Below are 13,248 nucleotides of genomic sequence, written 5' to 3' on the forward strand. Positions count from 1 at the left end.
ATTGGATTATTGATAATAAGTGGCCCCACGCAGGTTATCATGCACTGGCAGACAATTCTGTTCTTGATCATGATCCTGCTGATCAAGGTTTTGCTTCAGTATCGATTCTAGTACTTTATAGCCGTACTGCTCAAAGTCTGCTGCCCGTATACAAGCACTTTTAAGACGCTCAATTCCATAGATTTTTCCCAGTCGCTGTATGCCCCAGCAAGACCGGCTGGCTTGTTCCGGATGTGCGCGCTGTGCAAATACAGTCTCTACATAGTCATGGATAACCTGGTCTTTTGATTTTGCCCAGGCTAAAAAGTCTGTCATATTCCATCCTTGCATGAATACATGGTTATCAGGCATATGGCTGGTATTAGTAGTAAAGCATGCACTTTTTTTGCTTCTGGGATGTGAAGCTATTCTAGAACCGGAAGAATAGACTTCAAGGAGTGTTTCGTTGTAACGGAGCTCTACTTTTACCGATATATTGATGAGGAACACTGTAATAGTGCTTGTCTTCGCCGATGAACACATGGTAGTTCTTCTGGACCGTAGCCTGTTTATAGGTGATTAAAGTGAAAGCTTGGGCGGGTAATGGGGAAAGTAGCAGCTGTTCCTGTTCCAGGAACAGTTCGGTGCGGCTGGTTTCCCTTTGCTGATACATTCTTTGGTTATAAAGTTCCAATAATCGCTTGATGGCCGCATTGAGTGTATGCAAGTCAAAGAACACCTGATTTTTTAAAGCAAAACAGATCCGCTGATAGACTAGTCTGACCGCATTTTCTACTAATGCCTTATCCTTTGGTTTTCGTGCACGGGTGGCTAACACCGCAGTACCGTAATGAAGGGCAAAGGCTTTAAAGTCTTTATTGAGTTCCGGTTCATACCGGTGAGCCTGTGTGACTGCCGATTTCAGGTTATCTGTAACGATCAGTTTGGGTACACCACCGATAAATTCAAGGCTTCGCCGCATAATATTCAGAAATGACGCTTTCTGCTGGCTTTCACTGGCCTCCACAAAAGTGTAACCGCTACCAGCAAGAATAACAACAAAAAGCTCTACGGGTCGTGTTACGCCTGTTTCCCGGTCGGTGAGAATTAGCCTATCACCAGCATAGTCGATCAGTAATTTCCCTCCCATAATCTGTTCCATATGAAAGGATGCCTGCTGAATGGCAAATGCCTTTTGTATCTGCTCCTTAAACTGAGTGTAGCCATATCCATCAGGATATTTCATTCGGTATTCTTCCCAGATGTTTAAATAGGTGAATCCTGATTGCTTAAGGGCTTTTTTGTAAGTGGGAACCAGCGCCTGTAAATCCAGATAGGCCTGTGGCGTATTGAATACTTTCGCTTCAGGCAAGATAGAAACCAGTGATTCTTCATCGAGACGGCTTAACACTGAGAAATCTTTGACCGAGCCAACTAGGTTCAGGACATACTCATTAACAGTTTTGCGGTTTATCCCTAATAGTCTGGCGATCGAACGGTTACTTTCACCACGGGCTTTTAATTGAATAATACGTTGAATATCTAACATGTCTTTTCGGTGGCCGGCCATATTCTACAGAGTTGTTTGCTGTAAAATACTGCTTTGTTTAAATTGGCCCGGTATCACCGATAGGACTGGCCCAGTATCACCGATACAGGCGGCCCGTTATAGACTGATATATGCAATCAGATAACAACCGCTCCCCGAAATGGATGTTAGGGGTTGAATTTGGGAAATGCATCTAATCAAAGAAATTCCGCTCACGTCAATTTTCAACATAGTTGGAAAATTTCTGTCCTGTCTAGCTTTGGGAATAAAGCATGATTTCAATTTTATGTGACTTGTTTGGAAAAAAATATCCATTCAATGCCAGACGGAGTACAGCTGGATTTTCGTTAAGCTGTTCCACCAAGCGTTCCATTCGGTCAACCTCATTGAGTTGATTGGTAATTATGACCTGCTCAGTATTCGCAGCAGTAACTGTCAATTTTAGATTGAACGAAAATAGATTTTCAAAATCATCGGATTCAATTAAAAAGAGATACTGCTTCCCACTGGCAACATCACTTTGGGAAACAAAGGTGGCAACAGCTTGCCTGGTTATGAAGCCGAACAGGAAAGATATCCTGTCAGCTAGAATCGTAAATCCCAACTTAACATTCAGTGAACGGAACAGATCAAAGAAGAAATCACTGATAATTGTGTAATAGGGTGAAATGAACTTTGAGCGGACACGCAACACACGCGACAGTTCCTCCGGAATTAGCTCCAAAACCAGTCCGCCATCACTACTGGCAACCAAATCATCCAATTTTTGGTTTAGTTTAATTGTAAACTCAGCACCGTTATGCATGATCCTGTTCCGTAAGAATTGCAGTCCTTGCAGTTTATTCATTTTTGGCTCGACCGAGGTTATGTCAATATCCGCAACAAGCGAGATATATTCCATGATCGACTTCAGGTAATCCGTTTTTTCAAAGCGCTCCACAGTAAATCTTAGACCAAACGTACTATGCAGATGATCACAAAGGCGGCGAAGTTCAGTTTCCAGCAGGGCGTAAAGCGTAACCAACGAAGATTTGTTATAATGATCGGCAATTTCCAAAAAACTGGCCTTCAGGTCTTCTTCCCCAATGGTATAATGGTGCTCGATTTCCTGGGTGCCCGACTCGTGGGTTGCATTGCCATGTTTATCATCCTCACTTCCGCCGGTTTCCTCGTAAACACGTTTGTAGACGAGGTTTGCCTCCTCCATGGCAGCTTTAAATTCTGCCCGCTGAATTGCCAGTTTTCCATCGGCTTCTGATTGATAAAGCTGGGTGGTAGTTTCAGCGTGCTGTTTATACATCGCAATCTTGCCCTGAACCTGAATGAAAAATGTTTCCAGGATTGTCAATTGAGGCGGGTCAAGAAAATACAGAGTGAATCCAAAGTCAAATGCCATGCGCGTAAATTTGTTTCAAAGCTAAAACAATCCATAGCTTTTAAATGAAATTCCCGTTTAATTCCCGGATTTTCGAATCAATCATGAAGTCCTACTAACTATAGAACTATCCCTTTAGCAGGAGACCTTATATTTTTTGCAAGCATGAAACTGATGAATTAATTATAATCGTCAGGTGCCTCTCCGCCCTGTTCATAAATATCGTTTGCAACGCCCGAGTCTCGTATTACCTTTTGGCCTAGCTTCACTTTCTCTTTTTCACTTACAGCGGGCAAAACAAAGTCAGAAGGGATGATCATTTTCCCAACAATATGTTCTCGAGGAATATCCACCTGTGATAGGAGCACGAACAATAAATTTGACTTGAAACAGGCTGCTAATTCAGGGGTAATGCTCACCGCATAGACAACTCCCGGAGCTTGGCGATACCCCTCACACTCCAAAATGATTGAACTGCAGTTTTCGATATGAGCATCATCAGAAGCATTCCCCATTGCTTCCAGTTTATTTTTCACTTCCAAAGCAGTTTCAGCAATAAATTGTATGATCTGACCACCTACCAACGGCAGACTGGCGTACCTTGCAGCGGTATAGCTCAAGGGAGAAAAACTGTTGGTCGTAATCTTTTGAAGGTAATGGTCTAACCTCCCAGGGGCATTCAGACTGGCCTGTAAGAAACAATTGGCATTATGGTTCGAGATCTCTCCAAGAATTCCCAGCGACTCCACTAGTAACTCAACCTTTGCCCGGTCTACAGGCAAGTGACCTACCGAAAACCCATTAGTTTCGATGCCCTCGCTGTAGGCAAGCGAAGTCCCGTGGTAGACCACATCGGTACGAGAGGAAATCTCCAATGGAAAAAGGTCAAATGAACCAATTACGGCTGGCACTTGAAAAACAGGGATTGGGGTGTTTGCTATTGACATATTCATTTTGTAAAAATGTTTCATTTGGAAAGGATGTAATATAGGCAAGTTTAATCGACTAGATCGCCTCCAACAGGTTTCCTTTAGCGATGTGCTTGGAAAGGTACGCTGGCTTTTTTCACAGATCGGCCAATATCTGTCCATAAGTAAACAATTTTTTTCTCTGGATACTTGACCGGATCAATTAGCGGTCTGGTTGTAGCTTGGGCGCGTCATTTTGTTTACCACTTTCAATCCACTCCAATGGAATAAGCTTTTTTCCATTTCGCCAGACATCAACTTCGTGAATCAGGTCAATTTCGCCATAAATTATGTCATCAGCATGATCTAGGATAATCGCCTGCCACTTACCATTGGATGATGTCTTGATTGAGTTTGAAATGGTTTTAAAAATATTTTTAACGGCAGTGACGTCCTCGTCGTCCTCGAATTTCACATCTATACCTTCACCTTCCACTGGTGCCTTTTTTAATTTTGGAAAATAGACTTGACTAGGCTGGTCAAAAATTACAAAACTTGGAACCGATGAATTCCTCAATTCCAGGAAGAATTCCTGTAATGCGCACATCAATGCTATATGAAATGAGACCCAGTTCGATGCACTTCCTACCTGACCCAAGTAATGCCAGTGGCTATCGTTGCTCAATACAGAAATATTTAAATCTTTGATGTCAAATCTGGGTGCAACTTCCTTATACTTATCTTCAACATCTAAAGTCTTAAGATGGGAAAGGATTTTAGCTGCGATTTTTGCTGTCGCACCGTTGATTCTGTTATAAACTCCATTTGCATCGACCACTTTGTTTAAGCGTTTCAGTTCCTCCTCTAAAACCTTGATCTGATCTTGATATTCACCTCCATCACTTAATTTATCAAAAAATTGTAAGTGTGCCTGTAGATGGCCTAAAAAGAGAAACATATTTTTCCTTTTCTGCATTTCCTGCTGGACTTTCTGGTCTTTCGCAGCAATATTATCAATCCTCCCCTGTAATTCTTGTTTTTCTTCCAGATACAGTGCAAGCTGTGCTTTAATCTTTTCTTCCTCGCGTGCAAATGATGCCGGAACCTCAGCAAGGGTTTTAGATTCAGATTCCAAGGCTTTAAATGCGGTCGATATTTTGGTAATTTCTTCTACTTTTTTCGGATGATCGTGACTTCCGCAGGATGGACATTCCTGACCATCAGATTGCATGTCAAGAAGCCATTGAGAAATATGCAGCCGATCCTGTCTTCTGCGGACAGAATTACCATAGTCCTTCAACCCGCTTTTTAATTCGTTCAAATCAGACAATCTTTTTTTCGCCTGCCCAATGTTCAAACTTAGCTTTCCTTCTAAAGCGTCCAGCTCCATGACCTCTTTCGACGATTCTTCAATGTTTTCGATAGTGGTTTGTGAATAATCCGGTATGTTCTCCAGCAAAGTTCTGGCTATTTCCAATAGCATTTCCGGATTAGGGTCACTCAAACCAGCCTTGTCTATAAGACCGTATTCCTGTGCGATTCTTAGGTGTCCTTGCATATTTTCTACCCAGGAGTTGGACACTGATTTAGCACGTTCAAAATCCCGACGTAACCGACTTAACTGCTTTTCTATTTCCTGTACTCTATTTCTAGCTGTAAGGATATCCATGTTTTCAGCACCTATGATGAATGGGAACCAATTTCTTAATTTTTCCCGATGCTCATGTGAGTGTGTTTTATAAAACAGGATATTTTGATTTGCAACAATGTCCTGACTTTGAAATACGAAGGCCATTAAGTCTCTAAAACTCAATCTGGCCTGATAACCCCGGTTATCTTCGCTTCCAAGCCCCTGAAAGGGTACCCCTGATAATCCGTTTAGAAAATTTTTGATCCCGTCAAGTTTTTCATTAGGCTGAAAGATTGTTACAGGAGGAACGAGGTTTGAACCTCGCATGAGGAAAAAGTTATTCGAAGATGTAGTACCAACCGGTACTTCTCTTCCTATCAGAATTTCTTCAGCCGACGTTTTTATAACTATTCCATACCACACTGCATAGTCCCTGATGGTATCAATAGGTATTGAGCAATCAAATGAACCAAGACAATAATCTATGATTGGAATAATGGCAGACTTACCCGTTCTGGATGCGCCTGTGATTACATTCACTTTCCCTGGTTCAAATGGGACTATTTGTGGTAAAAACATTTGATTTTTAGGCCAGATAATCAGTTTTAATATTTGAAATTGCATCAGAGTAGGATTTTAAAATAAGCGGTAATTGTTGTGAGGTCGTGTTCTGAAAACCATTTGCCCAATATTTCAGCCTTTTCCCCGTCTCTTTTAATTGATGGTTTGGGAGCATTACCATGTTTAGGTTGATTTTCCTGTTTTTTATAATATAGTTTTCCTGTGTTAACGTCCCAGAACAATAAGCCATTGGCTACTGCAATATCTATTGATGACCAGGTATAATGCATCTTTTCTTTTATGCGCTCATGGATTCCTAACAGTAAGTCGGATGTTTTATTATCTTCGAAACTTCTGATGTATGATTGCAGGTTTTCTCTTTTGTTGCTGATGGGTACTTTTAAATTTTCGCTTGTTAGTATTGCCGATGCTATAAAGTGATGTAGCGCAATTGGAGCGTCACCAGATTTATGGCCATTTGTATAGCCTTCAGTAAATTTCCATAAAAGATATGCACCCAAAGCAGGGGTATTGAATAACTTGACTTCTTCAACGATTTCACCCATATTCTATTTTTTCTGTTTTTTAAATGAACTTTCCCATTCTGGATGCCAGCCCAATTCCGTGGTGTTTGCCAGCGCATGATAAGTGCCTGCAATAGTTGCCGATGGAGGACTTTGATCTTTGATAGTTTCCTGCCGGGATCTACATTCGGTATACAGGAGCATCCCCCTTTGACATGAATCATTGGCACTATGGACGATTTGAATTCTAGTTTTACTGTTTTCCCAAAAATCAGTTAGCTTGGCTTCAAAATCGATTGCTGTAGGTTCGTCTATTAGCTCTTTCTCAATCCAGTTATACCTATTCACTTTTGCCTTTAGATAATCCGTAACTGCATGCTGTATTAAATCGTCATCTGCTTTTATTTCTTCCAGCTGTTTAATATAGACGGGCCGTTCTTTTAAATGTTTTTTAATCTCCTTTGCATCGGGTGGATAGGTTAAGGTAAAGTCAATAAGTTCCCTTTTACGTGCCCTTTCGAAAAGCGGTTGAAATTGTTTGTCAAACTCCGCCCAGCTTATTATTGCATCTTCCTTTTTTGCGAGTCTCTCCAGAACTGTTGTCTGTAGCCATCCAGCAAGGTTGTCATGAATGAAATCAATCTGCGTTTCGTGTATATGCTTTTTTCTAATTTCTGTTTTTACCGCTTCAGAGCCTCCTCCGGCACATATTTGTAATTCGAAATTGCAAATAACATCTATTAAAGTTTCTTCATTTTGGTTTACCAAAAAATCGTAATAAGGCCAAATTTCATGGTTAGAGTCTAACTTTTTAAGTTTTTTCTTTGCTTTGTCAATTACATCTTTTGCGACAGCGGGAGAAGTGGCTTTATCAAACGTATTAACAATGGCACTTCTACCTTTCTTGTTAACATATAATACAAACTTGGTATTAAATGCGTCAATTTTTTTGTCCTTGATCAATCCAACCCAGTTGTAAAATGTTTTCCATAGGTCTGTTGATAAATCAGTTACAGGATTACTAACCTGCGAGGATTTGTCTTCTTCGGTTATCAAAGATTTATCAGCTGCTAATGTTGCAACATCTCCCAAGACTTCTATGGCAACCTTATCATCTGGTTCACAGCGTAACAGGTGGTAGAGGGCGCGAGGAAATTGCAAACCGTACCCTAAAACCTGACCCGGAGCGTGTATTCCCATAGTGTTTATATTTTGTTAATTCAAAAGTATAATATTTTCTTCCTAAAAGTATATTTCCCTATAATGTTTAGTTCATTTAATTGAATTTGCAAACCCTAACTTTCAGGAACCTCGTACAGAGTTTACCATCATCGCCGCTCGTTGTGTGGCGTAAGATAGTTCTGGAGATGTAAACAATGCATTTATGGATGAGTTGACCACATTATCCCCAGTCCAAGTTACCCCGAACTATTTGTTACCAGAATTACAGAGGCTTATACCAATCAGTTATAATGATGTCCACAAAAAAAAAAGGCTGTTAACTTATTCAACTTCAATGCTCGATGACGAGGTGCTCACTACTGCTTTAATGGAGATTAGAATTTACCCCTACCCTTTTAGCAGAGTCTTCTATTGAATACTTATTAAGTATTTTCCAATGATTAATTTTGCTGCCCGATCATCATGTCAAAATGTTGATCATGTTTAGTATGAATGAATATACTTTTGAATACGTCAAAGTACTTTTCGATGACGTCATCTTGCTTTTCAATAAACAGATCATCGGGCATTGAGTGCGACCCATCGTTTATCCAAAGCATCAAAGATCTACAAATTTCCTTTTCTTCTGGAATAGTAAACTTTTCAACAATGTTATCTTCGGAAATTCCGCCAAGTATCTTGAAATAATTTTCTAAAATCCGACGCATAGTATTTTGTATAGATATAGTTGAGCATTCTCCTCTGTTCTTTATCTCTTTCCATAACAGCTCATATGAACTTTGTATGGGGTTTATCATTAAGAAACTTTGTACACAAGTATGCTTTTGGTGCTTCCTTAGTATCCAATAATTCGTGTTTTTACATTCTTTGATTTTACTACTAATGAATGACACCTCCTTATGGAAATAAACGTTATGAGTAAGAAGAATCAATTGCTTAATATTTCCTTTGTCTGCCTTTACATCTTTGATAATCACTCTTAACAGTGAGCTAATCACAAATAATATGCTACTATCCAGGCTTGAAATGGGATCATCTACTATAAGAATTCGTTCTTCTGATATATTATCTTCGGTGACACTACCCTTAGTGAGTTGAAGAAAATATAAAAAAGTTATAAATGTAATTTCTCCTTCGCTTAACGTATTAACAGCCATTTCACCTCCCTCCCTTTGGATCTGATATTTATTTGTCTCAATATTGGAAGGGACGATCATAAAATTATTAAAACCATATGACTTAAGTGTAAGATTTATTTGGTCAACTGAAGGCTGTACACTTGTTAAATTCTTACTTCTGTTGATTATATCTGCATTAACTTCCGAATACTCTTTCAACAACTTATCTATCTTGGCTTGCATACCATCAATTCCTTTTTGTCCATTAATGCTCTTACTTAAATAGCTTTGAGTTGTAGTTGAAAAATCGTTGATCACATATTGCCAGATATTTCCTATTAATTCTGCTTTTGATTTTTCAAAATTATTGACAATAGTATTATGCTGGTTAATAGCCTTATTTGCTGCCTCAAGAACATTTATGATATTTCCTAATTGTTCCGTAGTTGATCCTATTTCAATACACCTGCTTGGCTCTTTTAACTTTGCTTTTATTAAATTATTGTGATGCTGAAATTGCGTGTCAAGTGTTTTCAAATAGGCAGAAAATAACTCTGTCTCAAGTTTCGAATTCTTGTTTGCCTTTTCATTAATTTCAATCTCATGCAGAACATTCAATAAATTTGAAGAGAAGAGGGAATAGTCTTCTTCAAGATTTTTGACTTTTTTAGTATCGGCGATAAAAGTTTCATCAAAGTAATCTTCCAGTTGCTTTCTAAATTCGAATGTGATAGTTTCCTCTTGACAAAATGGGCAAGTATGATCTCCTTGAAGGAAGCTTCTGCCATGGTTAACCCAGTCATTCATATTGAATTTCTGAATTAGATTAGCAATGTTAATGTCGGACTTTCCTATGATTTTTTTTGACCAAATATCATCTTGCTCAATTTCATTGATTTTATCAAACTCAAAGATTATTAAAGTAGATTGAAGTATTGGTTTATTCCCAAAAATAGTTTGGGCATAGCCTTGAAGTTTTTCAAGGTCTAAGAGTTTACTTTTATTTTTTTGATTCTCATCAAGAAACTTGCTCTTAAAGGACTCCTTATTATTGATATAACCTCTGAACCCTTCCTTAAAATTGGGTTCATGTTTTTTATATACTGCTGCCCACACACTATCTCTAAAGTCATTGTCAAGTTCTAGCTGCGTTTCAGTCATCTTTTTTAGCGTTTCCCGTTTTGTCCCACCTTCTACTAACAACACCTTGCGTCTTGCTTTTAACTCTTCTATCTTTTCAGCTTCTTCTTTTGTTGCTTGACCAAGTGTAAAAACGCCATCAATGTTTCCTTTTCCGAAGTTACGCTCACGAAAGTCCTTATTATATATCAAAAGTTTTACTGGTTGGTCATTCACCCACGTGGTTCTGCAATCTTTATAGGATTCAGGGGCAAAAAGATACTTAGTGAAAGTGGTTTTCCCACTACCATTTGAACCATAAATAAAATTTATTTTTTTGAGATTTTTGATTTCCACACCTGTAGAATCATAAGTTGCGATATTTTTAAGATGAACACCATTAATCATTGGACATTGGGTTTAAGTCTTGTTTTAATAGACAAACTAAGAATGCAGCTTATCTGAATAAAATAATTGATTTTCTAACAACCAAACATACATATGATTAGAATGGTCTTCTTACGGTAAACCGTAAGTGTAGCCTATATAGGAGACAATCCTCAGTGTGAGTTGGGATTCAACATTTATAACGTTCCTAATTCAAAACAATAAAAATATAACAGCGCCATCACTGAGTAACCATATGTTTTAATCTAACATACATAGTCATTCGCTAAAAAAAAGTATTTATATTTGCAATACTCTGGTTAAAGTTGCCCTTTCTTCATCACCTAATTCAACAACTCCTTCTATTACTTCGAGGATATTTAGAGCGTTACCAGCGGCTATTAATAAATTTATTAGCCCTATGAGGGTCTTGCTTTGTTGAAGATTTGAGGTCAAGAAAATGCGTGGCTCCGCACAGTAAATTTCTTTTACAACATTTTCCAACTCATTAGTCTTGATTTTCAATTCTGGAAATATACCCTTTGCTTGATAGTCTTCTATCAGCCTATCGGCTTGAACATCTCTAATAAACTCTTTTTCTTTTCGGGACACTAAAACGTTAAGCATCTTTAAAAGGGTCTTAAAATAAGGGTGAGCCTGATTATTGCCAAAAGCCCCAAAGATGGGATTGTCGTCGCTTGTTTCTTGATATGAATCAAAGAAAGGGGATTCTACATAAACAGAATGATGGAATTCAATAGCCTTATTGTTAAATGAAGTATGTTTCTTTGCTTTTTCTTTTTGATTCTGACCAAGGAAATAGAAAAAATACTTATCTCCGATTTTCTGGTTCCAACGGATAAACACAATTTTAAAATTTTCTCCGCCAACTTCGTAGACTAGTTCCTCGCTATCACCAATAGAATCTTCATACGCCAGCTTCACCCCATTGATGATAATTTTGCAACCCCTGTCTCGATTTAGAAATAAAAACCATCCAAACTCACTTGATAAAAAACGGTCGAACTCTTTGTTTAACAATGATATTGACGATAGTTCAAAAAAATCATAAAAGCTCACCATCGTACCAGTCTCATTTGTTTTATTTATGATTCTGTTTTCAATTATAAAATTCTGCAGGTCTTCCTTGTTAATCATTATATCATAAGTGAGTAACTTGCCGGTAGCATCCTTAAAAGTCGTGTTCCAAATGCACTTATTAGCAAAAGTACTAAACGCATATCTACCTTTTCCTTTTCGCCCTTTTTGAAAAATTTCTTTATTAAATGGGTCACGTTTATTTGAATCTAGGAAGTTTCCAAAGCTATCATCAATAGTTTCTATATTAACGCCCTTACCGTTATCGCTGATTGAAAACGACTCTAAACGTCCCAATTCATTAGATTCAAAGTTCAAATGTATTTTTGTTGCATGTGCATCAAAACCATTCCAAATATATTCCGCCAAGGCTTTCTTGTAATCTGTTGGCAATCCGCTCTGTTCGATGCTCTTTGCTGTTATTTTTGAAGTGTGCTTTTCCATTGATTTATTAACTCCTGCTAATATGATTAGTAATTATGTTTATTCTGCTTTATTTATTTAACATAAACTCACCTAGATTTAGTTCATTTTTTTGATGGTTAATTAATGTTTTGCTAGGGGGGGTATATCCACCATTGGCTTCAAAAGCTAAATCACCATCTATTGAAACCCTTATTTAATTGACTTTCTAACTTTTTCTTTCTAAAATCAATTCGATATTTTCAAAAATTCTCCGTCTATCAACACCACCCTTTTCTCTACTGCATGTTCAATAGCTGCAGATAGAAATTTTCTCAAGTCCTCAGTTACTCTTGCAAAGCCAAACAACTTTGCCACCATCGGTATAGCTGCAATTTCCCGCATAGTAATTTGCATTTATAGTAAAAATGGAAAGACAAGAAAACTTGGACCGCATAACCTTGTGATGGAAAAATATAAATCCATCATAAACCTGATTTGCAGTTGAAATTAATATGTTAACTGAGAATATGAATGAGAGGTTAATTAACATATTCAATATTACAATAATTTTATTATAACTCAAATATCAGATATGGTAATTTATATACTAGTGATCGCCTCCATTTTGATTACCTCCTATTAAGAGGATTATTAGATACTCGTATTGAGTCTGCATGCCGGTAAGAGAAAAATTTGCTAGGCTAGATGTATAAGCGGGAATCCCACCGGTCTCATTGCTGCTATGAAACCTTAATGAAGGTTGAATTTAACTCAGCTGGTGTTCTGTAATTATTTTAACTATATCGTTCTTGAGATCGGGAAGTTTAGATGTAATGATGTCCCATACAATATCATAATCTATTCCGAAATAAACGTGAATGAGACGATTCCTAGTTCCTGCCATTTTTTTCCATTCAACATGAGGATACAAAGATTTGAAATCAGGATCAATTTTATGACTAGCTTCACCTATGATTTCAAGGCTTCTTATTAATGCCCTTGAAAGAATAGGATCATTAACTACATCTTCTTTATTTCTGCCAGCTGTAGAATCAAGTAGAAAGATGGTTTCTTCTAAAATATGTTTTAATAACGTTATATTAGAAGGGAACATGCTCGGCTTGAGATAAAATATATGGGCCAATGTGTTTACTTAGAGATTGCGGGGTTATTATTTCGACTTTTCGACCTAGCAAATCTTCTAGAAAGAATGATAACTCTATGAAATTATCGTAACTCTTTTGTTGTGGATCGAATTCTACTAAAAGATCAACATCACTATCCGCATGAAATCTACCAGTAATGAAAGATCCAAACAAGCTTAGATTCAAAACACCAAACGACTTTAACTTTTTACCATTGGCTTTAAGTAAAACCAATAATGATTGCTTATTTTGAACTGGCTTTTGCATA

Annotated in this window: 12 protein-coding genes; all 12 read right to left on the reverse strand. The window is 37.8% G+C overall.

Going from position 1 to position 13,248, the window contains the following annotated elements:
• Positions 1-6 precede the first annotated feature (6 nt).
• The 12 genes from IWX76_RS01660 to IWX76_RS01715 all read right to left on the reverse strand — a co-directional run bounded on the left by IWX76_RS01660 (position 7) and on the right by IWX76_RS01715 (position 13,247).
• A complete protein-coding gene (locus IWX76_RS01660; RefSeq protein ID WP_196858121.1) occupies positions 7-351 on the reverse strand; it encodes a hypothetical protein in 345 nt (114 codons plus the stop codon).
• 79 nt (positions 352-430) lie between these two features.
• Complete coding sequence (istA, locus tag IWX76_RS01665) at positions 431-1,549, reverse strand: IS21 family transposase (RefSeq protein WP_196858122.1); 1,119 nt, start codon at positions 1,547-1,549, stop codon at positions 431-433.
• Between the two features lie 232 nt (positions 1,550-1,781).
• Positions 1,782-2,924, reverse strand: coding sequence for a hypothetical protein (locus IWX76_RS01670; protein ID WP_196858123.1), 1,143 nt, complete (start codon positions 2,922-2,924; stop codon positions 1,782-1,784).
• 158 nt (positions 2,925-3,082) lie between these two features.
• On the reverse strand, positions 3,083-3,898 hold the full coding sequence (locus IWX76_RS01675) for a hypothetical protein (RefSeq protein WP_196858124.1): 816 nt from the start codon (positions 3,896-3,898) through the stop codon (positions 3,083-3,085).
• Between the two features lie 136 nt (positions 3,899-4,034).
• On the reverse strand, positions 4,035-6,065 hold the full coding sequence (locus IWX76_RS01680; RefSeq protein ID WP_196858125.1) for a DUF3732 domain-containing protein: 2,031 nt from the start codon (positions 6,063-6,065) through the stop codon (positions 4,035-4,037).
• Entirely contained in the window at positions 6,065-6,568 is a 504-nt protein-coding gene (locus tag IWX76_RS01685; protein WP_196858126.1) for a three component ABC system middle component, read from the reverse strand. Before IWX76_RS01685 ends, IWX76_RS01680 begins: the two co-directional genes overlap by 1 nt.
• A 3-nt stretch (positions 6,569-6,571) precedes the next feature.
• Positions 6,572-7,726 carry an ABC-three component system protein gene (locus IWX76_RS01690; protein ID WP_196858127.1) on the reverse strand — a complete coding sequence of 385 codons (1,155 nt, stop codon included), beginning with the start codon at positions 7,724-7,726 and terminating at the stop codon, positions 6,572-6,574.
• Positions 7,727-8,148: 422 nt separating this feature from the next.
• A complete protein-coding gene (locus IWX76_RS01695) occupies positions 8,149-10,353 on the reverse strand; it encodes an AAA family ATPase (RefSeq protein ID WP_196858128.1) in 2,205 nt (734 codons plus the stop codon).
• Positions 10,354-10,632: 279 nt separating this feature from the next.
• Positions 10,633-11,874 (reverse strand): ATP-binding protein, encoded by a 1,242-nt coding sequence (locus IWX76_RS01700; RefSeq protein WP_196858129.1) that lies wholly within the window; start codon positions 11,872-11,874, stop codon positions 10,633-10,635.
• A gap of 207 nt (positions 11,875-12,081) precedes the next feature.
• Positions 12,082-12,249, reverse strand: coding sequence for a hypothetical protein (locus IWX76_RS01705; RefSeq protein WP_196858130.1), 168 nt, complete (start codon positions 12,247-12,249; stop codon positions 12,082-12,084).
• Positions 12,250-12,601: 352 nt separating this feature from the next.
• Positions 12,602-12,949, reverse strand: a complete 348-nt coding sequence (locus tag IWX76_RS01710; RefSeq protein ID WP_196858131.1) for a HepT-like ribonuclease domain-containing protein — start codon at positions 12,947-12,949, stop codon at positions 12,602-12,604.
• Entirely contained in the window at positions 12,936-13,247 is a 312-nt protein-coding gene (locus IWX76_RS01715) for a nucleotidyltransferase family protein (protein ID WP_196858132.1), read from the reverse strand. Before IWX76_RS01715 ends, IWX76_RS01710 begins: the two co-directional genes overlap by 14 nt.
• Position 13,248: the final 1 nt, after the last annotated feature.

Source organism: Pedobacter sp. CAN_A7 (assembly GCF_015752175.1).
Lineage (GTDB): Bacteria > Bacteroidota > Bacteroidia > Sphingobacteriales > Sphingobacteriaceae > Pedobacter.

Bases quoted from the DNA above. Each gene is read 5' to 3' on its own strand.
- IWX76_RS01660 (WP_196858121.1), bottom strand. From the start codon at position 351: ATGCCTGATAACCATGTATTCATGCAAGGATGGAATATGACAGACTTT.
- istA (WP_196858122.1), bottom strand. From the start codon at position 1,549: ATGGCCGGCCACCGAAAAGACATGTTAGATATTCAACGTATTATTCAA.
- IWX76_RS01670 (WP_196858123.1), bottom strand. From the start codon at position 2,924: ATGGCATTTGACTTTGGATTCACTCTGTATTTTCTTGACCCGCCTCAA.
- IWX76_RS01680 (WP_196858125.1), bottom strand. From the start codon at position 6,065: ATGCAATTTCAAATATTAAAACTGATTATCTGGCCTAAAAATCAAATG.
- IWX76_RS01685 (WP_196858126.1), bottom strand. From the start codon at position 6,568: ATGGGTGAAATCGTTGAAGAAGTCAAGTTATTCAATACCCCTGCTTTG.
- IWX76_RS01690 (WP_196858127.1), bottom strand. From the start codon at position 7,726: ATGGGAATACACGCTCCGGGTCAGGTTTTAGGGTACGGTTTGCAATTT.
- IWX76_RS01695 (WP_196858128.1), bottom strand. From the start codon at position 10,353: ATGATTAATGGTGTTCATCTTAAAAATATCGCAACTTATGATTCTACA.
- IWX76_RS01700 (WP_196858129.1), bottom strand. From the start codon at position 11,874: ATGGAAAAGCACACTTCAAAAATAACAGCAAAGAGCATCGAACAGAGC.
- IWX76_RS01705 (WP_196858130.1), bottom strand. From the start codon at position 12,249: ATGCAAATTACTATGCGGGAAATTGCAGCTATACCGATGGTGGCAAAG.
- IWX76_RS01710 (WP_196858131.1), bottom strand. From the start codon at position 12,949: ATGTTCCCTTCTAATATAACGTTATTAAAACATATTTTAGAAGAAACC.
- IWX76_RS01715 (WP_196858132.1), bottom strand. From the start codon at position 13,247: ATGCAAAAGCCAGTTCAAAATAAGCAATCATTATTGGTTTTACTTAAA.